The 24,255-nt window shown below is 32.5% G+C and carries 21 protein-coding genes and 1 tRNA gene; 16 read left to right on the forward strand and 6 right to left on the reverse strand.

The window, feature by feature from the left end:
• The 16 genes from ftsA to ACVC3Y_RS16855 all read left to right on the forward strand — a co-directional run bounded on the left by ftsA (window position 1) and on the right by ACVC3Y_RS16855 (window position 16,648).
• The gene (gene ftsA, locus ACVC3Y_RS16780) at window positions 1–1,323 is read left to right on the forward strand and encodes a cell division protein FtsA (RefSeq protein ID WP_303420391.1); all 1,323 of its coding nucleotides are present in this window, start codon (window positions 1–3) and stop codon (window positions 1,321–1,323) included.
• Window positions 1,324–1,354: 31 nt separating this feature from the next.
• Window positions 1,355–3,391, forward strand: a complete 2,037-nt coding sequence (gene ftsZ, locus ACVC3Y_RS16785) for a cell division protein FtsZ (RefSeq protein WP_452227526.1) — start codon at window positions 1,355–1,357, stop codon at window positions 3,389–3,391.
• Between the two features lie 253 nt (window positions 3,392–3,644).
• Window positions 3,645–4,094 carry a GatB/YqeY domain-containing protein gene (locus ACVC3Y_RS16790; RefSeq protein WP_303420387.1) on the forward strand — a complete coding sequence of 150 codons (450 nt, stop codon included), beginning with the start codon at window positions 3,645–3,647 and terminating at the stop codon, window positions 4,092–4,094.
• A 105-nt stretch (window positions 4,095–4,199) separates the two neighbouring features.
• Window positions 4,200–4,273, forward strand: a tRNA-Arg gene (locus ACVC3Y_RS16795).
• Between the two features lie 508 nt (window positions 4,274–4,781).
• Window positions 4,782–5,600, forward strand: coding sequence for a hypothetical protein (locus ACVC3Y_RS16800; protein WP_452227527.1), 819 nt, complete (start codon window positions 4,782–4,784; stop codon window positions 5,598–5,600).
• Window positions 5,601–5,627: 27 nt separating this feature from the next.
• On the forward strand, window positions 5,628–7,205 hold the full coding sequence (locus ACVC3Y_RS16805) for a phage tail sheath family protein (protein WP_452227528.1): 1,578 nt from the start codon (window positions 5,628–5,630) through the stop codon (window positions 7,203–7,205).
• Window positions 7,206–7,223: 18 nt separating this feature from the next.
• Window positions 7,224–7,688 (forward strand): phage tail protein, encoded by a 465-nt coding sequence (locus tag ACVC3Y_RS16810; protein ID WP_452227529.1) that lies wholly within the window; start codon window positions 7,224–7,226, stop codon window positions 7,686–7,688.
• Window positions 7,689–7,726: 38 nt separating this feature from the next.
• A complete protein-coding gene (gene vgrG, locus ACVC3Y_RS16815; RefSeq protein ID WP_452227530.1) occupies window positions 7,727–9,526 on the forward strand; it encodes a type VI secretion system tip protein VgrG in 1,800 nt (599 codons plus the stop codon).
• Between the two features lie 12 nt (window positions 9,527–9,538).
• Complete coding sequence (locus tag ACVC3Y_RS16820) at window positions 9,539–9,838, forward strand: PAAR domain-containing protein (RefSeq protein WP_452227531.1); 300 nt, start codon at window positions 9,539–9,541, stop codon at window positions 9,836–9,838.
• Window positions 9,839–9,870: 32 nt separating this feature from the next.
• Entirely contained in the window at window positions 9,871–11,511 is a 1,641-nt protein-coding gene (locus ACVC3Y_RS16825; RefSeq protein WP_452227532.1) for a hypothetical protein, read from the forward strand.
• A gap of 30 nt (window positions 11,512–11,541) precedes the next feature.
• Window positions 11,542–12,348 carry a hypothetical protein gene (locus ACVC3Y_RS16830; RefSeq protein WP_452227533.1) on the forward strand — a complete coding sequence of 269 codons (807 nt, stop codon included), beginning with the start codon at window positions 11,542–11,544 and terminating at the stop codon, window positions 12,346–12,348.
• A gap of 21 nt (window positions 12,349–12,369) precedes the next feature.
• A complete protein-coding gene (locus ACVC3Y_RS16835; RefSeq protein WP_452227534.1) occupies window positions 12,370–13,320 on the forward strand; it encodes a hypothetical protein in 951 nt (316 codons plus the stop codon).
• The gene (locus ACVC3Y_RS16840; protein WP_452227535.1) at window positions 13,283–14,635 is read left to right on the forward strand and encodes an ATP-binding protein; all 1,353 of its coding nucleotides are present in this window, start codon (window positions 13,283–13,285) and stop codon (window positions 14,633–14,635) included. Before ACVC3Y_RS16835 ends, ACVC3Y_RS16840 begins: the two co-directional genes overlap by 38 nt.
• Before the next feature lie 10 nt (window positions 14,636–14,645).
• Window positions 14,646–15,161: a hypothetical protein gene (locus ACVC3Y_RS16845; RefSeq protein ID WP_452227536.1), complete on the forward strand. Its 516-nt coding sequence runs from the start codon at window positions 14,646–14,648 to the stop codon at window positions 15,159–15,161.
• Between the two features lie 50 nt (window positions 15,162–15,211).
• Window positions 15,212–15,727 carry a contractile injection system tape measure protein gene (locus ACVC3Y_RS16850; RefSeq protein WP_452227537.1) on the forward strand — a complete coding sequence of 172 codons (516 nt, stop codon included), beginning with the start codon at window positions 15,212–15,214 and terminating at the stop codon, window positions 15,725–15,727.
• 36 nt (window positions 15,728–15,763) lie between these two features.
• On the forward strand, window positions 15,764–16,648 hold the full coding sequence (locus ACVC3Y_RS16855; protein ID WP_452227538.1) for a zinc-dependent peptidase: 885 nt from the start codon (window positions 15,764–15,766) through the stop codon (window positions 16,646–16,648).
• On the opposite strand, the gene rpe is transcribed toward ACVC3Y_RS16855, so the two are convergent.
• The 6 genes from rpe to accD form a co-directional block, all read right to left on the reverse strand.
• Window positions 16,645–17,307, reverse strand: coding sequence for a ribulose-phosphate 3-epimerase (gene rpe, locus ACVC3Y_RS16860; protein ID WP_452227539.1), 663 nt, complete (start codon window positions 17,305–17,307; stop codon window positions 16,645–16,647). The two genes, ACVC3Y_RS16855 and rpe, sit on opposite strands and share 4 nt — an antisense overlap.
• A gap of 248 nt (window positions 17,308–17,555) precedes the next feature.
• A complete protein-coding gene (locus tag ACVC3Y_RS16865) occupies window positions 17,556–18,419 on the reverse strand; it encodes a sigma-70 family RNA polymerase sigma factor (protein WP_092205627.1) in 864 nt (287 codons plus the stop codon).
• Between the two features lie 243 nt (window positions 18,420–18,662).
• Entirely contained in the window at window positions 18,663–20,063 is a 1,401-nt protein-coding gene (locus ACVC3Y_RS16870; protein ID WP_452227540.1) for a glycosyltransferase, read from the reverse strand.
• Between the two features lie 229 nt (window positions 20,064–20,292).
• Window positions 20,293–22,536, reverse strand: a complete 2,244-nt coding sequence (locus ACVC3Y_RS16875; protein ID WP_303421808.1) for a polyribonucleotide nucleotidyltransferase — start codon at window positions 22,534–22,536, stop codon at window positions 20,293–20,295.
• Window positions 22,537–22,699: 163 nt separating this feature from the next.
• Complete coding sequence (rpsO, locus tag ACVC3Y_RS16880; protein ID WP_303420355.1) at window positions 22,700–22,969, reverse strand: 30S ribosomal protein S15; 270 nt, start codon at window positions 22,967–22,969, stop codon at window positions 22,700–22,702.
• A gap of 150 nt (window positions 22,970–23,119) precedes the next feature.
• Window positions 23,120–23,977 carry an acetyl-CoA carboxylase, carboxyltransferase subunit beta gene (gene accD, locus ACVC3Y_RS16885; protein ID WP_303420353.1) on the reverse strand — a complete coding sequence of 286 codons (858 nt, stop codon included), beginning with the start codon at window positions 23,975–23,977 and terminating at the stop codon, window positions 23,120–23,122.
• Between the last annotated feature and the right edge of the window lie 278 nt (window positions 23,978–24,255).

The following is a 24,255-nucleotide window of genomic DNA, read 5'->3' on the forward strand; positions in this document are numbered from 1 at the left end:
ATGGAGAATAATATAGCAGTAGGACTAGACATCGGAACCACAAAAATTGTGGCTATGATTGGTCGTAAAAATGAATATGGTAAGGTCGAGATTTTAGGTATAGGTAAATCTAAAAGCCTTGGTGTACATCGTGGTGTAGTAAATAATATTACGCAAACCATTCAATCTATTCAATTGGCAATTCAAGAAGCAGAAACTGCTGCAGCAACCAAAATTGAAGGAGTAACCGTTGGTATTGCAGGGCAACATATAAGAAGCTTGCAGCATAGCGATTATATTACTAGAGCAAATTCTGATTTGGTTATTGACGAAGAAGATATAGATAGATTAATCAATCAAGTGCACAAGTTAGTAATGCTTCCAGGAGAAGAAATTATCCACGTTTTACCACAAGAATATAAAGTAGATGGTCAAGCCGAAATAAAAGAACCAATTGGTATGTATGGCGGAAGATTGGAAGCTAATTTCCATGTAGTAGTTGGTCAAGTATCTTCTATTAGAAATATTGGTAGATGTGTACAAAGTGCAGGACTAAATCTGGAGGGTGTAACGCTAGAACCCTTAGCATCTTCTAACGCTGTATTAAGTCAAGAAGAAAAAGAAGCTGGAGTTGCACTAATAGATATAGGAGGAGGAACCACAGATTTAGCCATTTTTAGAGATGGTATTATTCGGCATACTGCTGTAATTCCTTTTGGAGGAAATGTAATTACAGAAGACATAAAAGAAGGCTGTTCTATTATAGAAAAACAAGCCGAGCTTTTAAAAATAAAATTTGGTTCTGCATGGCCAGGAGAAAATAAAGACAACGAAATTGTTTCTATTCCTGGGCTAAGAGGTAGAGAGCCAAAAGAGATCACTTTAAAAAACCTCTCTAAAATAATACATGCTCGAGTTGTAGAAATTGTAGAGCAAGTATATGTAGAGATTAAAAATTATGGTCACGAAGAACAAAAAAAGAAACTTATTGCTGGAATTGTTTTAACAGGTGGTGGCGCACAATTAAAACATTTAAAGCAATTGGTTGAATACATAACAGGAATGGATACCAGAGTTGGGTTTCCTAATGAGCACCTTGCAGGTAATAGCGATGATGAGATTACAAGTCCATTGTTTGCTACAGCTGTAGGTTTGGTTATGGATGGCTTAAAACGAAATGAAAGAAAAAAAGCAGAAACTGTTGTAGAAACATCCGATTTTCTAGTAGAAGAAAACGAAGAGGCAAACGAAGAGAAAGAAGTAAAAGCACCAGTAAAAGAAAGACGTTCGTTTTTAGACAAACTAACCGACAGAGTAAAAGATTTTTTAGATAACGCAGAGTAAAGTAATACGTAAGAAAATAAAACCGAAATTCATGAGCAGCAACAAAGAATTCGAAACCAATATAGCATTCGATTTACCAAAAAACCAATCGAACGTAATTAAAGTTATTGGAGTAGGTGGTGGAGGTAGTAACGCTATCAACCACATGTTTCAACAAGGCATAAAAGGAGTAGATTTTGTAATTTGTAATACAGATGCACAAGCACTTCAAAACAGTGGTGTTCCCAATAAAATTCAATTAGGACTTAACCTTACCGAAGGTTTGGGGGCAGGAGCAAATCCAGATGTAGGAGAGCAATCTGCTATAGAGAGTTTTGAAGATCTACAACGTATGTTAGATACCAATACCAAAATGATTTTCATAACCGCAGGAATGGGAGGCGGAACTGGTACAGGTGCAGCACCAATTATAGCAAAAATGGCTAAAGATTTAGACATTTTAACCGTTGGTATTGTAACAATGCCTTTTCAGTTTGAAGGAAAAATGCGTAACGAGCAAGCCCAAGAAGGTATCGAGAAATTACGAAACGTAGTAGATTCATTAATCGTAATAAACAACAACAAACTTCGTGATGTTTATGGTAATCTTGGTTTTAAAGCTGGATTCTCTAAAGCAGACGAAGTGCTATCTACAGCAGCTCGCGGTATAGCAGAAGTTATTACACATCACTACACGCAAAATATTGATTTACGGGATGCTAAAACCGTTTTAAGTAATAGCGGAACAGCAATTATGGGATCTGCTAGTTCATCTGGACAAAATCGTGCACACGAAGCAATTCGTAAAGCATTAGATTCTCCATTACTTAACGATAATAAAATTATTGGTGCCAAAAACGTATTGTTGCTAATCGTTTCTGGGGCTCAAGAAATTACTATTGATGAGATAGGAGAAATCAATGATCATATTCAAAACGAAGCAGGTCATGGAGCTAACATAATTATGGGAGTTGGTGAAGACGATTCGTTAGATGAGTCTATTGCTGTAACCATTATTGCTACAGGATTTGATATCGAACAACAAGATGAAATCTCTAATACCGAAACTAAAAAGGTAATTCATTCTTTAGAAGAAGAGCAAACCTTAGAGCAAGATTTATCTAAAAAAGATAAAAGCCCAGCAATTATAACTCCAAATATTGAGTTAGAAAAAAAGGTAGAGCCACCAATTGTAAAGCATACTTTAGATTTAAATGAATTAGAAGATGAATTTGAAATTTCAAAAAAGGAAGTTCCAAAACCATTCAATTTAATTCCGACTACAGAAATCATTAAAAACATGCATGTCGTTTATGATGAGGTAGTTGCAAAAAAAGAAGAGAAATCGGAAGATAAATGTTTTGCAGACGATGATTTTGAAGAGGTCGAAGATTCTTTACAAGAAGATGATTTTGTAATTACGAATGCCACGCCAACCGTCGAAACTATAAAAGATTTTGAAGAAGAAGAACAGCAAATAACGCTTACTTTCGATATGCCTTTAAGTGAATCTACAAAGCCAAAAACTCCAACGGGGAAGCAAGAAATTCAAGAAGAAAAGGTGATTCATGATTTAAATAAAGAAGAAATTAAGGACTTACCAGTTAATGATTTTATTGAACTTGTAAGCGTTACCGAAACCAATAAAGATGGTGAAATACGTTATGCTTTAGACGATTATTTAGAATTTGAATCAAATGCAGAGCCAAAGAAAAAAGAACCAATTGTAGAAGTTGTAGACAAGGTATTAGACCAAGAGGTTGTTTTCGAAAAGAAAGTTGTAGAAAGCAATGTAACTGAAGAACAAGTAGAAGAAATTGACCCAATGAATAGTCCAATTTCAGACATGCTAAAAGAAAGAGCAGAAGAACGCAGACGTAAGATGAAAGACTTTAACTATAAATTCAATACTGCAAAAATTGATGATATAGAAAAAATTCCAGCCTACAAACGTCAAGGTGTAGATCTTGAAGATGTGCAGCATTCATCGCAAAAAAATAGTATTTCTGGTACTTCTTTAAGTACAGATGATAATGACGATATGCTATTAAGAAGTAATAATTCGTTTTTACACGATAATGTAGATTAAGGAAACTCTATTTTTAAAAAGGCGTAGTTGCATGCCTTCGTTTTCATAACGAAATCTCTTAAAATAAAAAGTTAAGTTTAGTGTTTAACTTCAACTAACCCGAAAAACTCACCCAGAGGTTTTTCGGGTTTTTGTATTACCACGAAAGTGGAAATCTTTTAAATGAAAGTGTTCTTCTGTTGAAATGCTTTAAAACTCTATAGAGTCAACTGCTCGCTTTTTCATATCTTTGCAATTCAAAATAAATACTATTATGAGCTTACAACAAGATATAATGACAGCGATGAAAGCTGCAATGAAATCTAAAGATCAAACAGCATTAGCTGCATTAAGAGCAGTGAAATCTGAAATACTTTTAGCACAAACAGAAACAGGATCTAAAGAAGAAATAACCGAAGATCAAGAAATAAAAATACTTTCTAAATTAGTTAAACAACGTAAAGATAGTGCAGCCATTTTTTCGGAACAAAACAGAGAAGATTTAGCAGAACCAGAACTAGCACAAGCCGAAGTTATTAGTCAGTTTTTACCAGCACAACTTAGCGAAGCAGAAATTGAAAAAGTAGTAGTAGAAACTATTGCAGCAACTGGTGCAGTAGGCATGAAAGATATGGGAAAAGTAATGGGAATGGTAAACCAAAAACTTGCAGGACAGGCAGATGGTAAAACAATTTCTACTATTGTAAAGGCAAAATTGTCTTAAACATATGTTATTTCCGGAGTAAAACACCCAAGCAGTCTGTTTAGTAGAATGCTAAGGGTAGTTATTACTGCAATTAAATAAGATTCCTGCTTTCGCAGGAATTATGGCCTCGTAGTTCAACTGGATAGAATATCAGATTTCGGCTCTGAGGGTTGGAGGTTCGAACCCTCTCGAGGTCACAAATAAAAAGAAAAGTTGCATGTCAAATCAAGCTCGCTTGAATTTGTAAATGCAACTTTTCTTTTTTCAAAGCGGAGCTTTCGAGGAGAAACGAGCAAAGCGAAGTTAGTCCTCTTTTAAGCATGTCAAATCAAGCTAGCTTGAATTTGTAAGTACAGCTTTATCTTTTTCAAAGCTGCGCTTTGAGGGAATAACAAGCACAGCGAAGTTAATCCCAATAATAAGTTTAAATCAATCTCGCTTTAACTTATTTTATGTGTAACGTTCTTAAAATCAAATAATTTCGTACATTTAAGTTCTCCCACAGAAATCAACATTAATTCTGTTGATACTGAATAAAACAACAAATAGCAGGATGGTATAATATACTGTCTTAGATTATTATTGGTTTTTTTTAGTAAAACAGAAAAGCTTTCGTTGAAAATTATTATTCCTTTTCGTGTAATTAAACTTTACTGTTTTTTGAATTATATCAATAGCTATTATTCTAATCTATAGAAATTAATTATGAGTACAGTTTCCTATAAAAAAATATGCACTATTAAAATAACGCATGAGTACTTTAATGCTTATTTAGCAGAAGGGGTTAGTCTGTCTTTAGGATGGATAACAGAACAAATAAAGAATCGATTTGATATTCAAATACAAACGATGCAGGATTCGTTAAACATATTTATTAATTCAGAGTTCGCTACAGAAGCATTTTTAAAATCTATAGAAAGTGTAACTACCAACAACTATTTTGATTTTAATATGGTAATATCGGATTCCGATTTTTACAATTACACCAATATTCCTTTTGGTTTTATTCCTTCTTATTTATATGCTAGTAATGCTATAGAAAACAAAAGCAACCCCAATACGGTAGAATTAATCCCTAAACCAAGTGCCGAAAATAGCAATGATAAATTTGCGACTATAAAAATCTATTTTCAGGATATTATTGAAGCTTCTTCTGAAAGGCAAGAGTTTTTAATAGCCTTAACAGCTAGAGCAACTTTTTGGCAATATCATATTATTAATAGAAATCTATCTAATCTATCTAATCCTTCTATTCAAGGTAATGTCGATGTGTCTTTTGGTGCACCTAAACAAGTTGTGTTAAAAAATGGACAACAAGCAATAAGCTTTACTGCTAATAAACCTTTAAAATTAAGCCAAACACCAAAGTATACATTCGATTTGATTGATGTAAAAGAAGAAAATAATCAAGTAATAACTAAGGAGATTTTCTCTGGTTTGCCTAACGCAAGCCCTCAAAACTTGGAGATTAGCATAGAACATGGAAATCAAAAGCTATTGTCACAAATATATATTTATATATAATATATGTAACTAATAAAATAGAACGCTATGACTGCAAAATATAAAACACCTGGAGTTTATATAGAGGAAGTAAATGCTTTTCATAACTCTATACTTCCTGTGCCAACAGCTATTCCAGCTTTTATTGGCTATACTCCTCAAGCTTCTTATGAAGGAAAATCGTATTTTAACATACCCACAAAAATCTCATCATTCGCAGAATTTAAATTTATATTCTGTTATCCAGATGCTCCAGCTTCGGCAATACCAAAACAACAATATAGTCCAGAATATTATCTGGTAAAGCAAAAGCAAAAACCAATAAAAGGAAGTTGTATTATTATTGCAGGTGATTTCTATGCGATAGTGCCAGATCCAAACACTATTTATTATATGTATAATAGTATTCGTCTGTTTTACGAAAATGGAGGAGAAGACGCCTATATTGTTTCTGTAGGAACTTATGGATGTCCTTCTAAAACCCCAATGCATCCTGACGATCAAATTGTAAACTCGAATGTGCAATTAAACGACTTACAAAACGGAATTGCTTTATTAAAAAAAGAGCAGGAGCCAACCATGTATATTTGTCCGGAAGCTACTTTGCTTTCTGTTGTAAATAATGCAACACTTATGCAATCTATGTTATTTCAAAATTTAGAAATGCAAACAGCAATTAGCATTTTTGATGTTATTGGTGGTCGTGATCCTGATCCTATACTTTATTTGGATGATATTGAAACCTTTCGAAATAATACAGGAGCTAGAGGCTTGTCTTTTGGTTGTGCTTATTATCCTTTTATAGGAACTACCATGATGCAGCAAACGGATATTGATTTTAACAGTTTATTTGGTGGAGATTTAGAACAATTAGAAGCGTTATTAAGCCTTGCTGAAAACGCAAATCAAAATATAACTAAAATCTTTAAAATGATTAGGGGCTTAGAGGATACAAATCTAACTATAGAAGCGCTTAATAGAGCTTTGTTAAATGCAAGTCCTTTATATTCTTTAATTATTAAAGAAACACTAATAGTAGCTAATATGCTTCCGCCAAGTGGTGCAATGGCAGGTGTTATCACAACAACAGATAATCAAGAAGGTGTATGGAAAGCTCCAGCAAATACATCTATAGTTGGAGCTGTTTCTTTACCTATTAAATTATCAAGTATAGATCAAGCTGGCTTAAATGTAGATGCAGTTTCCGGAAAGTCTATTAATGCAATTCGGTTTTTTAGTGGTAATAGTGTGCTAGTTTGGGGGGCAAGAACTCTAGATGGTAATAGTACCGATTGGAGGTATATACCCGTTCGTAGAATGCTTATTTTTTTAGAACAGTCCTGTAAACTTGCTACAAAAGCTTTTGTTTTTGAACCCAATGATAGTAATACTTGGTTAGTTGTAAAAAAGATGATAAGTAATTTTTTGACTTCCATTTGGAGGCAGGGTGGCTTTCAAGGAGCAACACAAGAAGACGCTTTTTTTGTGAGATGTGGTTTAAATGAAACCATGACTAATCAAGATATTTTAAATGATAATATGATTGTAAATGTAGGTGTGTCTATAGTACGACCAGTAGAGTTTATTGTTTTTTCATTTGTAATTCAAATGAAAAAATCAAACTAAAACAAGAAAACTAAAAATATGGCAATAGATGGAAGTAAAGAAAACGCAACTTGGCCAATGCCAAAGTTTAGATTTGAAGTAGATCTAGGAACCGAACTACAAGGTGTAGCATTTCAAGAAGTTTCAGGAATGGATGTAGAAAATCAGATTATAGAATATCGACATAGTAATAGTAAACTTTTTTCAACAGAGAAAATGCCTGGAATTGTAAAGTATGGTAACATTACTATGAAACGAGGTGTGTTTGTTAATGATAATACATTCTGGAAATGGCATGCAGAAATCTCAATGAATACTATTAAACGAAGGACAGTATTTATCAAATTATTAAATGAAAAAAGCGAAGTTTCTATGCAATGGGAACTTAACAACGCTTGGCCAACTAAAATTACGAGTACAGATCTTAAATCGGATGGAAGTGAAGTCGCAATAGATGCCTTAGAAATTGCTTACGAACAATTAACAATTTCAAATGGAAACTAAAAGCAATAATTCTTTAAACTTTAATTAAAAATAAACCAATGGCAGTAAGAAATGATATAGGTAGTGGAGGAATTGTAACTTTTGTAGTAAAAGTTGGTGGTAGTACTATTCCAGATGAAAATCGAGTATATTCTATTAAAATAGAACATGCAGTTAATAAAATAAGTACAGCTCAAATTGAAATTCTGGATGGTGATTTTAGTACTGGAACATTTGAAGCGAGTTCTTCTGATACATTTCTTCCTAGTAGAGAAATTAGTATTGAAGCTGGATATGATAATAATAACAAAATTATTTTCAAAGGAATTATTACGGAACAAACCATAAGTATTGACCATATTATAGGTTCTGCACTTATTGTAACATGTAGTGATGAAGCAATTAAAACAACAGTTGGTAGAAAAAGTAAAACCTTTATAAAAACAAGTGATAGCGATATCTTGACGTCTATTTTAGGAACCTATTCAGGTATCACTACCAATATTACTGCTACAACTTTTATTTGGCCACAACAAGTACAATATGATACAACCGATTGGGATTTTATATTAGTAAGAGCCGCAGCTAATGGTTTAATAGTAAAAACGATTAATGGTAAAGTTTCTGTTGAAAAACCAGATAGTGATACAACCTCAGTTTTAGAAATAGAATCTGGTAATAATCTTTATGAGTTTCATGCAAATCTTAATGCTATTAGTCAATTAGATAAAGTGAAATCTAGTTCTTGGGACTATGCAAATCAAGAATTAATTGATGCAGAAATGAAGAATAGTTTTTCTGGTCCTGGCAATTTATCAAGTACAAAACTTTCAGAAGTGGTAGGGTTAAAAACTTTTGATCTACAATCGCCAGCACCAATTAAAAACGACGAGCTCGAAAATTGGAACCAAGCTCAACTAATTAAAAATAATTTTTCAAAAATACAAGGCAAAGTTGTATGTCCGGGTAATCCTTCAGTTCAAATAGGCAAATACATCACCTTAAGTGCAGTGGGAGATCGCTTTAATGGAGATCATTTAGTATCTAAAGTAACTCATAATATTTCTGATGGTAATTGGATGACAGAATACGGAATCGGACTTTCAGATGAATGGATTGCTAAGCAAAATAAGACTAAAGCAATTTCTCCTTCAGGTTTATTATCTGGTGTAAATGGACTGTTTACTGCAACCGTAAAAAAAATAGACCAAGACCCAGAAAATCAATACCGAATTTTGGTAGATGTACCACTTTTTAATACTTCAGAAGAAGGACTTTGGGCTAGACTTTCTAGTTTTTATGCTTCTAATAATGCAGGTGCTTTTTTTATGCCTGAAATTGGCGATGAGGTTGTGGTTGGTTTTTTAAATGAAGACCCAAGATTTCCAATAATATTAGGAAGTTTATATAGCAATCCGAAGTTAAAACCGTCGGAAGGTCTTAATCCTAATCCGCACAATTCCACTAAAGCAATAGTGTCTAAATCTGGTATTGAAATTATTTTTGATGACGAAAATCAAACATTCACAATTACAACTCCAGATAAGAATAAAGTTGTGTTTAGTGATGCCGATAAACAAATTATTATTCAAGATCAAAATGACAATACAATTACCATGTCTCAAACTGGTATTGAATTAAAAAGCCCGAAAAGCATTTCTATTGATTCGAGTGAAAAAGTTAGTATTATAGGTGCTCAAGGAATTTCATTAGTAGCTCAAGGAGGAGATGTGAATGTAAAAGGTCTAAATATTCAACATAAAGCAGATGTAGAATTTTCGGCAGAAGGAAGTGCTTCAGCAAGTGTTCAAGGAGGAGGACAATTAACGCTTCAAGGAGCAATGGTAATGATAAATTAAACAAAAAGAAATATGCCAGAAGCAGCAAGAGTAACCGATTTTCACGAATGTCCAATGCAAACATCAGGAGTACCTCCTATTCCTCATGTTGGAGGCCCAATTCTAGGCCCAGGAGAACCAACGGTGCTAATTGGTGGTATGCCAGCAGCAAAGGTTGGAGATGCTTTAGTTTGTGTTGGTCCACTAGATTCCATTGCTACAGGGTCTGCAACCGTTTTAATTGGAGGTATGCCAGCAGCTAGAGTTGGAGATGCTACAGCACATGGAGGTAAAATAGTAATAGGCGCTCCAAACGTAATTATAGGAGGGTAAAATATAGAGTTGGAATTATTAAAACGAATATTTTGAATACATATAAGGGGAATTTACACGCAACTGTTCTATCTGTTTTAAAGGAACAAGAGTTAGAACAAAAGAAATTAAATGCACAATTAAATGCTTCACTTTTTAGTCATTATTATTTGCAAGGAGATGTGATTGTAGCACAAGAAAATCTAAAAATAACAAATCAAGAATTTGAAACAAAACATAGTATAAATAAGCAGCTAGTAAATATTAGTAATATTTCAAATAACCTTTTAGACTATGCTAGGCAAGAAAAAAATGATGTTGATCAAGCAATTACAAATACTGCAGTTGCAGCTGGAAATGTTCAGGTAGCTGCAAATGCGATTTTAAAATTAACTTCAGATATAGCAAGTGTTTTTAGTAGGATAAAAGCAGAAGATTTTGGTGATGCTGTTGAGCAACTTGCAAGTGAGGCTAATGATCTTATGGTTATTACAGCCTATGATGCTGAAAAGACGTCGCTATTAGCTATGAATGCTTCTTCGTCTACCGCAAAAATTTCTTCTAATACAGTATTTGAAAAAGCAAACGCTACCAATATACTAGTTGAAAAATTATTTAAAATTATTGTGTCAGAGTTAGAAGAAGTCTCCAATAGGATAACAACAGATAATGTTTTGATTGGTCAAACAAAGCGTAAAGAAGAAAAAGCAAAAGGGAATTTAAAAACTAGTGTAATTAATTTATCGACAGCAGAATTAGCTTATTTTAAGAACAATAAAGAATTAAATTTAAATCTTAGAATACTAGAAAAAGCGGATGCTAATGATCGTTATTCCGTTAGTTTCGATACTATAAAAAGTCCGTTTAAAAAAGCGAATCAACCAATTAGTAATCCAGTAGAAAAGTATTTTATCTTTTTGGTAAAAGAGAAGAACAAAAATATTTTTAATTTAAATAGTGCAGAGCAAATTGTTTCCAAAGGTACTAATAATAAGGATTTCAAAGAAATTAAGGAATTTGATGATTCGGTTGAATTATCAATTACTATAAAAGCATTAAATGATACGGATGGAGAAAAACTGCAGTTAGGAGAACAATATGTAATTATAGTTTATGCTATCTATAAAACGGTATATAAAAAATACATTAATAATTTTGAGGATTTTTTATCGATACCTTCTCTGTCATTTAGTTTAGCACATTCGTTAATAGGTCCAGATATTAAAACCTTTGACATACAAGAAGAGCGAATTATTACTCCTTTAAATGAAACTATAGAAACCACATTTTCATTTATTATTCAAACAAAAACAAATCCAGATATTTCTGTTATTTATCGCTGTATGTTTTTACCAAATTATATAGCAAGGCAATATCAATATCAGGAGAAGAATATAGAAAAACCTTATTTCAATTTACTTTTAGCTGAGCAAGTTTCTAGTGGTAATTTTATAGAAGCAAGCTTAAAAAAAGATACCACTAAAAAAGGGGAAGTAAATACAGCGATGTATGTTGCTAAATTAGGTGCCGAAAGTACTGATGTTTATGGTAATATCATGGTAAAAGGTAATCGTTATACTCCAGTTGTTCTTACAATTCCTTTAGTAAAACCTCATTTTTTAGGGGAATACACGAATGCAGTTTCTAACCCTACGAATACTAAATCATTTGTTTTTCAAAAATGGAAAGATTAAAGAATTTAAAATGAAATAAATAAGCAAACCATGAAAAACAGCATATATAATATTAACGAAAAAAAGCAAGCTGCAATTAATGAATTAACAACGCAAGTATTTGATGCGCAATATGAAGTTGAACAATGTCAAACTATTGTTAGTTCGCTTAGAGAGAAAGCAAGTAAATTTCAAGGATTTCTTACTTCTTCTGAAGAGATTAAGAAACAGGCACAAAACAACCTTTTGTTGATAGAACAAATTCTTGCTGCAGCAAAAGATTTAGAGAGCAAATCTAATATAGCTTTAAGTGAAACCATAACCGCAAATGATGGGATAGATAAAATGGCTTCTTCAATGAAAACTGTTGTAAATAAGCTTATTTATAGTGCAGAAGTAATTAAAAAACTTCATACTTTAATAATTCGAAATAAAGCAAAGAATCCTCTTATTTCAAACGAATTGATTAATAGAATAATATCTTCAGAAAAAGATGCAACTAATGCAGTAACACTTGCTTTAGTCGCTTTAACATCTTCCTCTAATTCACAATCTTCTATTATGGAATCTAATGGGATTGCTAATTTAGAGAACCAAGAATCTATAAATTTAGTTTCAAATATAAAAGCCATTTCTAATTCGCAAGAGGATGCAATGAATGCTCAATCATTAATTTATAGCCAATTACAAAAAGCTTATAAAAAAGCAAAAGAGGAAAATATAAAAGCGATAAAAGCGAGCCAAATTACAATAAACCAGCTTGACGAAGCTATAAGTAATCTTAATAAAGCAGAAGTCAAGTTGCATTCATTACAAGCTGGATTAAGTGCTGCTAATGCAGCGTATTTAGGTTCTTAACACAAAACTAAAACAATAATTATGAATAATTTATATCAAAAATTTCACGAAGATTTTTATTTAAAAACAGGAGGATATATACCTTCAATAATTCAAAATCAGAATCTGTACCCTGGTGACTTTTTTCAAATTAAAGATGGACAAATGGTTGTTTTAGGGAACGTTTTTAGAGATGGGATTGTAGACAAGAATGATTGCGAAATAGAATCTAACATACTATTAAATGCCGCAAACTGGAATTTTAATGAAGGAGTTTCTAAACCATATTCTGGTAGAACAAATGGTGAAAATGCTTTAGAAGGAAATTTTGAATGGAGTAAACAAATATTAGCATTTAAAAGTGCTGGTAGTTATTGGTTTACAGCAAACAATCCGAAATCTACAAAGCTTTTTAATTGGAATGCTATTAAGGATGCGCTTATTATAAAAATGACTCAAACATATTATTCCTTTCGCGAATTGTATGTTGTTAACGAATGTGCAACTGCAGAAGGTTGGTCTTTAGTAGTTTCAGGTAATAGTGATGCAGAATTAGAGTTAGCTACTGAAGCAGAAAATTTTGGACTACAAGATTTGTTTTGCCATGATACTACTAAAACAATTAGCTCGCGAAATATTGAGTATTACCAAAGAGAAGACAAACGAATTCCTCAGTTTTTTAAAGCAAAAAAATTAACTGTTAAGAATGAAAAAGTAGAAGCCTTTATAAGAGATTTAATTTCTAAACAAAAGAATAAAGAGGATTGGGCTAACGATTTTTTTAATCAGGATTATTATCAGGATCCTAATTTTGTTTCTCAAAAACATTGCGTAAATATTGCGTCTAATGTTTTAGATATGCTACCCCCAAATACGCTAAATCCGAATACTGCACTGAGTTACTTTAAATGGGAAGATGCAAATTTAGAAGATATTAATAAATTATTTATACGCTATGGGTCAAACGGAAACTTTAAAAACGATATACAATGAAATCGATTGGTTACAAAAAGTAATAGATCAAGTTCTTAAGAGTTATTTAAAACAAGAAGATAACCAAAATAAATGGCAAGATATTCCCTTGCCTAATCTGGAAAATAAAAGAGATTATTATGCTACAAGTGTTATAAGTTGGGAGCTTAATATCTACCAACGATTAGTGCTTGTGTTAGCTATGACTCCAAATATTAAACCAGAAATTCTGGATGTTTTCTTAGAAAAAAATCAAATATACAAAAGAGAATTCACTGCGTTTGGTGGAATAATAGATGAAAAACATAGAGGGTTTCTGCCAACTGGTGAAACAGTTATGTTTCTAATTTCTGCAACAAATCCTGCGTTAAGGTATGAAGCGATGCATTTATTTAACCGGGATTCTATTTTAATTAAAGAAGATGTTATTGCATTGAGTAAAACAAAAAAATATATTCCTAAATACAACGGGATCCTATCTTTAAATGACCAATGGCTAGATTATTTTATTACAGGATATATGCAGGAAGTAAAACAAATACCCAGTTTTCTAGCAAAAAAAATAAGCACAAAATTAGAGTGGAATGATCTTGTGCTAGATGATACTGTTTTAGACCAAATATTCGAAATAAAGACATGGTTACAACATGGTAGTACAATTATGAAAGATTGGAAATTAGAACAAAGGTTAAAGCCAGGATTTCGCGCTTTTTTTCATGGTCCTCCTGGAACTGGGAAAACGCTTACCGCAACCTTACTTGGTAAAGTCACAAATAGAGATGTGTATCGAATAGATTTATCAATGGTTATTTCAAAATATATTGGTGAAACCGAAAAAAACCTCAGTAAACTATTTGATAAAGCCCAACAAAAAGGATGGATACTCTTTTTTGATGAAGCAGATGCGCTATTTGGTAAACGAACTAACGTGAGTGACGCACATGATAGTTATGCGAATCAAGAAGTGTCCTATTTATTACAACGTATAGAAGATTTTTCTGGTGTGGTGATACTTTCTTCTAATTTAAAAAATAATATAGATCAAGCTTTTATTAGAAGATTCCAATCTATAATTCCTTTTAGTATGCCAAATGCGGATTCTCGTTATCAATTATGGAAGAATACATTTTCTAATGGTTGTAAATTATCTAAAGATATTGATGTAAAGCAACTTGCACAAGATTATGAATTATCAGGTGGAAGTATTAATAATGTACTTAGATTTTGTGCATTAAAAGCAGTAGAAAGAAATTCTATTGAAGTCACAAAAAAAGAATTACTAGAAGGTGTAAAAAAGGAATTCCAAAAGGAAAATAATACTTTAAATAGTATTTAGTTACAGCATGATGGAAAAGTCTAAAGTAATTATAGATGGGACAAAAAGACAATTATTTAAATTGGTTTATAACAATTGGCATCATCGTATTCCAAATGAATTTCGTAAAATAATGATTGCAGAATCTTTGAATAAAGCCGTTATAGAAAAAGACATGAACATTCATGGCTATCTTATAATGGAATCTAAAATGATTTTGTATGTGGAGTTGATAGGAGAACAAACAAAGCTTTGGAAACAATTTTATGATTGTTTTAATTCTACTTTCAAAGCTTATTTATATGAAAAGGAACAAAATGGTGAGATCACAAACGTAGATTTTGGAGGTGGAATAGCAAGCTTTTTTTTAACACAGAAATTGTACGATAAAGATTTAGAATTAGTATTAACTGGAAGGAAAGTAATTAAACCTTATCATAACCCAAATTTCTTAAAATTGAAAGCTATATTAAAACAAACAAGGTATTGCTCTATACTAGATTATTCAGGAGGAATAAGTCCTGTATTGATTCATAAAACTACGTAAATTATTTGCTCAAGTATATATAATAAAAACCTACTATAAAGAAGAATAAAATGAAATTAAACGAAGATGTTTTTATTAATAATGCAGGATTGGTGCTTTTAAATGGGTATTTTCCATTACTTTTTGAAAGGCTTGCACTTACGGAAGGTATTCGTTTTAAAAATGAGAAATTACAATTACAAGCGGTTCATTGTTTACAATACTTGGCAACAGGAATAGAACAAACTGAAGCACCTTTTTTAGTTTTAAATAAACTAATTTGTGGCCTTCCTATAGAAACTCTAGGGAATGAGGAAACTCCAATTTCAGAAAATCAAAAAGAACTTATGCAGGGTTTATTGGATGCAGTAAAATCCCAATGGACTGCTATTGGAACTACTTCTCATGACGGACTTCGTAAGAATTGGTTTCAAAGAGAAGGAAAGCTTTCCGAAAAAGTAGCACACTGGGAATTAACTGTGCAAAATAGATCTTATGATATGTTGCTATATAAAGTCCCTTTTTCTTTTAGAATCCTTAGTTTTCCTTGGATGCTAAAACCATTACATGTAAATTGGCAGTATTAATTTTCTTCAAAATTACATAAAGCCTACTTAAACTAAATGATTAACTCCTTTTTATTACAGCAAGCAGATTCGGAAAGCACACCTTTAGTTTTTAAAATCGTCCTTGTTATTCTAGCTATACTTGTGGCACTTATGGTAATATTTACCGTTTTTCGTAGCTTATTTATGTTCTTTGAAATGGCATATGTGGAGTATTTTAAAAAGCAGCAGTTTTTTGCAAATCCATATTTTAGAAAAAAAAGACTAGCAAAGGAGTATAAATCTATTCTAAAACAAGAATTCGATTTCTACAATCAACTAAAGCCTTCAAAACAAAAGCATTTTGAACATCGTATTCAGTATTTTATTACACAATGGGAGTTTGTAGGAAAAGATACCGAAATTAATAGTACGATGAAAGTCAAGGTTGCTGCAACTGCAACAAAATTGACGCTTGGTTTTAGAGATTACAAAATTAGTGCTGTAGATAAAATAGTAATATATCCTAAAACATATTTCTCAAGTATTAATCAACAAATGCATAAAGGGGAGTTTAATATGTCTTACAAAGCTTTAGTTTTTTCTTGGGAAGATTTTGAAAAAGGGTATGCTATTACAAGCGATAATCTAAATTTAGGTGTACATGAATGTATTCATGCCATGCATATTACCTTTTTAAAATCTAGAAGGTATAGTACCAGTGCAGCTATTTTTTTAGACTCATTTCAAGAGCTTACAGCATATATAGAAACCAATAAGTCTGTTAAAGAAAAGCTTGTTTCTTCCGGTTATTTTAGAGATTATGCCTTCGAAAATCATTTTGAATTCATATCGGTTTTAGTAGAAAATTTTATTGAAACCCCAAGCGAATTTCGATCAGAGTTTCCCAAAATTTATGACAAAGTAAAACAAATGTTAAACTTTAATTTTGCAGGATATTAACTGTTTGCTAGCCTTTTTAAGTTAGCAATGGCAGCAGTAGGATTCTCGCTTTTAAAAACGTGACTTCCAGCAACAAAAGCATCTGCGCCAGCTTCTACAAGTTTTTCAATATTTTTATCGGTGACACCACCATCAATTTCAATTCTAGTGTCTAAACCTTGGTCTTCTATCATTTTACGAAGTTTTTTAACTCTAGAATAAGTCATCTCTTCAAATTTCTGACCGCCAAAACCTGGGTTGATGGACATTAGTAAAACCATATAACATTTAGGTAAAATATCCTCTAAAACAGAAACTGGAGTTGTTAGGTTTAATACCACGCCAGCTTTACAACCAGCATCTTCAATTTGTGTAAGTGTTCTATGTAAATGTACAGTAGATTCATGGTGTACAGTTATAATATCTGCACCAACTTTAGCGAATTCTTCAATGTAACGTTCTGGTTTTTCAATCATTAAATGTACATCTAATGGCTTTGTTGCATGTTTTTTAATAGCAGCAATTACTGGCATTCCATAGGATATATTAGGTACAAAATGACCATCCATTACATCAATGTGAAACCAATCTGCATCACTATTATTAACCATTTCTGTATCACGTTGTAGGTTGCCAAAGTCTGCGGCAAGCATCGAAGGAGCAATTATTTTTGAAGCCATTTTTAGTTTTTGTTGTGTTTTGCAAATATAGAAAAGTCTTTTCTAAAGTCTCTCCACTTTGTGTAGGGATTTAAAAATGGGAAGCTTCTTCTTTTCGCGAATATGTACGATGAGTTTTAAAATGAGTGAACCCAGAGTAATCAGCTCTGGGTTCTTTCATCAATCAAAAAACGAACAGTTATGAGATACCCGATTTCTCGAGCTTAAACTGTTTGTTACGGTAATTTAGTCGTAATATTTAATAATTACTATCCTAAATATGTTTTTAATATTTTACTTCTAGACGTATGTTTTAATCTACGAATAGCTTTTTCTTTAATTTGTCTAACACGCTCACGAGTTAAATCGAACGTTTCTCCAATTTCTTCAAGAGTCATTGGGTGTTGGTTTCCTAAACCAAAGTATAAACGAATAACATCTGCTTCACGAGGAGTTAATGTTTCTAAAGCACGTTCTATTTCTGTACGTAAAGATTCGTGTAATAAATCACGATCTGGATTTGGCGATTCACCAGAGTTTAATACATCGTATAAGTTAGAATCTTCCCCTTCTACTAAAGGCGCATCCATACTTACGTGACGACCAGAATTTTTCATAGACTCCTTAACATCGTTAATAGTCATGTCTAATTCTTTAGCAATCTCTTCTGCACTTGGTGGTCTTTCATGTGCTTGTTCTAAGAAAGCAAACGTTTTATTAATTTTATTAATAGAACCAATTTTGTTTAAAGGCAAACGTACAATTCTAGATTGTTCTGCTAAAGCTTGTAAAATAGATTGTCTAATCCACCAAACCGCGTACGATATAAATTTAAAACCACGAGTTTCATCAAAACGTTGTGCAGCTTTAATTAAACCTAAGTTTCCTTCATTAATTAAATCTGGTAATGTTAAACCTTGATTTTGGTATTGCTTCGCTACAGATACAACGAAACGTAGGTTAGCCTTTGTCAACTTCTCTAAAGCAACTTGATCTCCTGCTTTAATACGTTGTGCTAATTCTACTTCTTCGTCTGCTGTAATTAAGTCAACCTTACCAATTTCTTGTAAATATTTGTCTAATGAAGCGGTTTCTCTATTGGTAACCTGCTTGGTAATTTTAAGTTGTCTCATCTAATGTTTTCGTGTAAAAATTTGTGTGAATAAAACGTTCTATATAGTTATACGTAGAAATAACAGTAAATGTTACAAAAAGTTTCATTTTATTTTTTTGACGTTCCCTTTTTAAGCAAAAAAACTTAAAAGGGCAGGCTTTTCGTTATATCTTTTTTAAGAAAAATAAAAAAGGATGCCACTACAATCCTTAACGCGCTTAACAATTATCTTTTTCAATTACAGGGTGTTACGTCTAGTTAATTAACGCGTTAACCAACCGCTTTTAGCAGCAGTTGCTATAGCGTAAGGTGTAATCCAAAATAACCCAAAGGTATATAAAATACTATATGGATAAGCCCAAAAACCTTGAGAAGATTTATGTTTATTTGTAAAAAACACCAACGAAAAAGTGGATAAAATTAAAATACTAACCATTGTAGAACCTAAAAAAAGCAATGGATGTACTAAAACAAAGAATAGCATAAAAAGAATTAAAGGATAACTCATTATTAAGTGCATAAAATGACTAATAAATAATAATCTTGTTCCTGTTTTTTTTCCTTCTCTAAAATTGGTGAAGACATATTTTCCCATTTCTAAATTTTCACGAACATTACTTCTTCCCCAGCGAATAAACATTTTATAAAGCCCTAAATATTCTTCTGGTACATTCGTGTAGGCAATAGCGTTTTTTTGAAAGAGAACATGTTTCCCCTGTTTTAAAATCATGTTAGTCATTGCTCTATCTTCTCCAATATCTGAAGGAGTTCCTCTAAAAGTTTGGTTTATCCATTCTGGTAAGCAGTCCGAAACGGCTGTACTACTGTAAGCAGCTAAAGCACCAGGAGTGCATAATACCGATTTTAAATTACTTTCTGCCGAACGTACAAACTCAAAACTCATTACAAAACTTACATCTAGCATTTTAGGAAGCATTTCCTTTTTGTTATTTAATACTCTAATATTTCCTGCAACAGCGCCACAATTTTTGTCTTTTACAAAAGGGCTAACTAAGTTTCTAAGGGTGTCTTCTACTACAATCGAGTCACTATCTACCGTTATAAATATTTGTCCAGTACCTATATGAAACCCTTTGTGTAAAGCATGACGTTTTCCCATGTTTTTAGGTTGTTTTATTATTTCTAAACAATCGCCTAGTTGTTCTTTGGCGTCTAGCATCCATTTCCATGTGTCATCTTTGCTACCATCATCTATAGCTAAAAGTTGTAATTTATGTTTCGGATAGTTGCTTTTTGCTAAACTCATTAATGTGTGCCAAACTTGTTTTCCTTCGTTATATGCTGGAACAATTACGGTGCAAGTTGGTAATTCACTATCGCATACAGAACTAATAGGTTTGTATTTTATATAGTGGTAGGCTGTATATATAAAAAACAAGGTTTTGTAAATAAATAGACTTGTAGCAATAATTATAAATGTATAACCTATTTGTGATCCCGTTGTGTAATTATTAAACGTATTGAAATCATTATGAAATACAGAAAAAAAATAAATACCCATTAAAAGGAGTAAAAAAGTACTTAACAGTACCATTTTGTTTTGTGAGTTTTCTGTTTTTTTATTTGTGTTTAAAAAGGTTTTAAAAAAGCTGTTTAATTTTTTAGAATTACTTTTTGAGGGTTTTGGGGATTTTGTGGACATAAATCTTTTGGTTGTTAAGTTTCTATTTACAATTAGATTTACGTGGATGTTGTAGGTTTAGATGTTTTAAAATAACGATTTAAGTTTTTTTTAAGTTTTAGAATATTTATGTTTTAATTCTATGTGGTTTAACAAATAATTTAAATAAAAAAAGAGTTTAAGGAATTAAAAAACCCAAATAGAAATTCATCTATTTGGGTTTTTAATTTAAAGTTTTAAAATAAAAATTTTATTTATCTTCTCTAGGTTTTCTATCGTCACGTCTGTTATCACGTCCGCGATTATCTCTCCCTCTGTTATCACGTCCACCAGAACGTTTATCATCTCTTGGTGGTCTTTCTACATAACCTTCCGGTTTTGGTAAGATTGCTTTTCTAGATACTTTTTCTTTACGAGTTCGTTTGTCTATACCAAAGTATTTTACATCAAAAACGTCTCCCATGTTTACAACATCACTTACGTTCTCTGTACGTTCCCAAGCTAATTCGCTTACGTGTAATAACACTTCGTTTCCTGGTGCTTCTGTGTATTCAACAACAGCACCAAAATCTAACATTTTGATTACTTTTACTTCATATACACTACCAACTTCTGGTTTGAATAAAATAGCATCAATTTTTGCCATTACAGCATCAATACCTTTTCTACCAACACCTAATATTTCAACAATACCTTCTTCAGTAACAGGGTCTTCGTTAATAACGATAGTTGTTTCTGTTTCTTTCTGCATCTCTTGAATTACTTTTCCTCCAGGTCCAATTAATGCACCAATAAATTCATTAGGAACACGTCTAGAAACCATAGTAGGTGCATGCTCTTTAACATCTGCAGCAGGAGCAGCAATTGTATCTGTTAATTTACCTAAGATATGTAAACGACCATCACGAGCTTGTTTTAGTGCATTCACTAAAATCTCGTAGCTTAATCCTTTTACTTTAATATCCATTTGGCAAGCAGTAATACCTTCAGCGGTACCAGTTACTTTAAAATCCATATCTCCTAGGTGATCTTCATCTCCTAAAATATCAGATAAGACAGCATATTTTCCAGATTCTGCATCCGAAATTAATCCCATTGCGATACCAGAAACAGGTCTTGTCATTTTAACACCTGCATCCATTAATGCCATTGTACCAGCACAAACAGTTGCCATAGAAGAAGAACCGTTAGATTCTAAAACTTCGGATACTACACGTACTGTGTATGGGCAATCTTCAGGAATCATTCCTTTTAAACCACGTTGCGCTAAGTTACCATGACCAACTTCTCTACGAGATGTTCCTCTTAATGGTCTAGCTTCACCTGTACAAAAAGGAGGGAAGTTATAGTGTAAATAGAAACGCTCTTCGCCTTCGTAAGATGGCATGTCTATTTGGTTTGCATCTCTAGATGTTCCTAAGGTAACGGTTGCTAATGCTTGCGTTTCTCCACGGGTAAATACAGAAGAACCATGTGTAGATGGTAAGTAATCTACTTCACACCAAATAGGTCTAATTTCATCTGTTTTACGACCATCTAAACGTAAACCTTCATCTAAAGTTAAGTTTCTAATAGCAGCTTTTTCGGCTTTGCTATAGTATTTAGATACTAAGTCTCCAAAATCTGCTAACTCTTCTTCAGTGAAAGTTGCTTTAATTTCTTCTTTAATTTCAGAAAAAGCCATTCCACGTTCTTTTTTAGAAGAACCTGCTTTGGCAATAGCATATACTTTATCGTATGCCATTTCATGAATTTTTTGTGCTAATGCTGCATCTTCTCTTTCTGGAGCGTACTCACGTGTTTCTTTTTTACCAAAAGCTTCTGCTAATTTTACTTGCGCAGCACATTGTACTTTAATCGCTTCGTGTGCAAATTTAATTGCATCTGCCATTTCTTCTTCAGAAATTTCATCCATTTCACCTTCTACCATCATTACAGAATCTGCAGAAGCTCCAATCATCATATCGATGTCAGATTCTGCTAATTGTGCTCTTGTAGGGTTGATAACGAACTCTCCATTTACACGACCAACTCTTGCTTCAGAGATTGGGCATTCAAAAGGGAAATCGGATAATTGTATAGCTGCCGATGCTGCTAAACCTGCCATTGCATCTGGCATAACGTTTTCGTCATGAGACATTAACTGTATCATCACTTGCGTTTCTGCGTGATAATCTTTTGGGAATAATGGACGTAAAACTCTATCCACTAAACGCATAGTTAATACTTCACCATCACTAGGTCTTGCTTCTCTTTTGAAGAATCCACCAGGATAACGACCTGCAGCTGCAAATTTTTCGCGGTAATCTACCGTTAATGGTAAAAAGTCTACATCACTTTGTTTGTAATTAGATACTACCGTACATAGCATCATACATTTTCCGGACTGAACAACAACGCTACCATGCGCTTGTTTTGCTAGTTTACCAGTTTCGATAGAGATTTCTCTTCCATCGCCAAGGTCTATGACCTCTTTAAATACTTTTGGAATCATAAATTTTTTAATTCTAATTAAACATTGGTAGTTGTGTTGTGTAGTTGTTGTGGACCAATGAAAAACTGTATTTAGCTTCTTCAATTTTGGAGTTTAGACTCTTCCAAATCGAGTTGATTTATAACAAAAAACCACGCTGAAAAGCGTGGTCTTTTTATTTAGATTATTTTCTTAATCCTAATTCTTTAACTATTGCACGATATCTTAAGATATCTTTCTTCGTTAAGTAATCTAGTAAGCTTCTTCTTTTTCCTACTAATTTTACTAAAGAACGTTCTGTATTATAATCTTTACGATTATTTTTTAAGTGTCCTGTTAAATAGTTAATTCTGTAAGTGAATAAAGCAATTTGTCCTTCTGCAGAACCAGTGTCTTTTGCACTTTTACCATGTTTTTTAAAAATGGCTTCTTTTTCTTTTTGATCTAAATACATGCTAATATTATTGTAAATGATTGTTATGTACACGAAAGCTCTTCTTTCGAGCGGCAAATATAGTTATTTTATATTTATATAGATATATAAATAATAAAAAAGACCTTTAATTTTTGGAGTTAAAGGTCTTTAGAGGTATTGTTCTTATTTTTAAGCTCTTAAAGGTTGGTTTTGTACCAAGTCTATATAGAGGTTTACTCGATTTTTTAATTCTTTTCTGTGTGTAATAAAATCTAAGAAACCATGTTCTAGTAAAAATTCTGAAGTTTGAAATCCTTCCGGTAGTTCTTTTCCAGTAGTATCTCTTACAATTCGTGGTCCCGCAAAACCAATTAAGGCTCCTGGTTCACTAATGTTAATATCTCCCAGCATGGCAAAGGAAGCTGTTGTTCCTCCTGTTGTTGGATCTGTACATAGAGAAATATAAGGTATTCCTGCGTCTGCTAATTGTGCAAGTTTTACCGATGTTTTCGCTAATTGCATTAAGGATAATGCTGCTTCCATCATTCGTGCTCCTCCAGATTTAGAGATTATCATGAATGGTAGTTTCTTTTTTAAGGCATAATCTGCCGCTCGAGCTATTTTTTCTCCTACAACACTTCCCATAGATCCACCAATAAAGCTAAAATCCATACAAGCAATTACTAAATCGTTACCTTTAGATTTCCCTACTGCTGTGCGTACTGCATCTTTTAGTTTGGTTTTTTCTTGAGCAGCTTTTAAACGGTCTGGGTATTTTTTGGTGTCTTCAAATTTTAAAGGGTCTTTAGATTCTAGTTTAGTATCTAACTCTTTGTATTTATTGTCGTCAAAAAGAATTTCGAAATATTCGTTGCTACCAATTCTAACATGATAACCGTCTTCTGGACTTACGTAAAAGTTTTTTTCTAGTTCTTTTGCGTCTACTATTTTACCTGTTGGTGATTTGTACCAAAGGCCTTTTGGTGTGTCTTTTTTTTCTTGAGTCGAGGTAGTGATACCTTTTTCTTTTCTTTTAAACCAAGCCATATAGATTTACGATTTTAGTTTTCTAAAATTAATTTAGTTAGTTCTTACTTTTAAATAAGGTAAGTGTGCAAAATTACTGATTTTATTAATACCAAGGAAAAATAGAGGGGGCTATCTTGTTTTCTTGTATTTGTAATATATACAAAATTCCGTTTAAGTGCTGATTAAAAACAGTTTAAACGGAATTTTATTTTATGTAATTACCTGTGTTTGCGTCAGGGATGGAGCAATTGTTGGAGCACATCTTTGATTGCGACTTGCGAGAGCCCGACCCTTGG

Source organism: Lacinutrix cladophorae, from assembly GCF_053604645.1.

Excerpts from the sequence above, each read along its gene's own strand:
- ACVC3Y_RS16855 (WP_452227538.1), top strand. The coding sequence starts at position 15,764 with ATGATTAACTCCTTTTTATTACAGCAAGCAGATTCGGAAAGCACACCT.
- ACVC3Y_RS16835 (WP_452227534.1), top strand. The coding sequence starts at position 12,370 with ATGAATAATTTATATCAAAAATTTCACGAAGATTTTTATTTAAAAACA.
- ACVC3Y_RS16830 (WP_452227533.1), top strand. The coding sequence starts at position 11,542 with ATGAAAAACAGCATATATAATATTAACGAAAAAAAGCAAGCTGCAATT.
- ACVC3Y_RS16845 (WP_452227536.1), top strand. The coding sequence starts at position 14,646 with ATGGAAAAGTCTAAAGTAATTATAGATGGGACAAAAAGACAATTATTT.
- ftsZ (WP_452227526.1), top strand. The coding sequence starts at position 1,355 with ATGAGCAGCAACAAAGAATTCGAAACCAATATAGCATTCGATTTACCA.
- ACVC3Y_RS16820 (WP_452227531.1), top strand. The coding sequence starts at position 9,539 with ATGCCAGAAGCAGCAAGAGTAACCGATTTTCACGAATGTCCAATGCAA.
- ftsA (WP_303420391.1), top strand. The coding sequence starts at position 1 with ATGGAGAATAATATAGCAGTAGGACTAGACATCGGAACCACAAAAATT.
- ACVC3Y_RS16875 (WP_303421808.1), bottom strand. The coding sequence starts at position 22,536 with ATGATTCCAAAAGTATTTAAAGAGGTCATAGACCTTGGCGATGGAAGA.
- ACVC3Y_RS16790 (WP_303420387.1), top strand. The coding sequence starts at position 3,645 with ATGAGCTTACAACAAGATATAATGACAGCGATGAAAGCTGCAATGAAA.
- accD (WP_303420353.1), bottom strand. The coding sequence starts at position 23,977 with ATGGCTTGGTTTAAAAGAAAAGAAAAAGGTATCACTACCTCGACTCAA.
- ACVC3Y_RS16850 (WP_452227537.1), top strand. The coding sequence starts at position 15,212 with ATGAAATTAAACGAAGATGTTTTTATTAATAATGCAGGATTGGTGCTT.
- ACVC3Y_RS16870 (WP_452227540.1), bottom strand. The coding sequence starts at position 20,063 with ATGTCCACAAAATCCCCAAAACCCTCAAAAAGTAATTCTAAAAAATTA.
- ACVC3Y_RS16810 (WP_452227529.1), top strand. The coding sequence starts at position 7,224 with ATGGCAATAGATGGAAGTAAAGAAAACGCAACTTGGCCAATGCCAAAG.
- ACVC3Y_RS16805 (WP_452227528.1), top strand. The coding sequence starts at position 5,628 with ATGACTGCAAAATATAAAACACCTGGAGTTTATATAGAGGAAGTAAAT.
- ACVC3Y_RS16865 (WP_092205627.1), bottom strand. The coding sequence starts at position 18,419 with ATGAGACAACTTAAAATTACCAAGCAGGTTACCAATAGAGAAACCGCT.
- vgrG (WP_452227530.1), top strand. The coding sequence starts at position 7,727 with ATGGCAGTAAGAAATGATATAGGTAGTGGAGGAATTGTAACTTTTGTA.
- rpe (WP_452227539.1), bottom strand. The coding sequence starts at position 17,307 with ATGGCTTCAAAAATAATTGCTCCTTCGATGCTTGCCGCAGACTTTGGC.
- rpsO (WP_303420355.1), bottom strand. The coding sequence starts at position 22,969 with ATGTATTTAGATCAAAAAGAAAAAGAAGCCATTTTTAAAAAACATGGT.
- ACVC3Y_RS16840 (WP_452227535.1), top strand. The coding sequence starts at position 13,283 with ATGGGTCAAACGGAAACTTTAAAAACGATATACAATGAAATCGATTGG.
- ACVC3Y_RS16800 (WP_452227527.1), top strand. The coding sequence starts at position 4,782 with ATGAGTACAGTTTCCTATAAAAAAATATGCACTATTAAAATAACGCAT.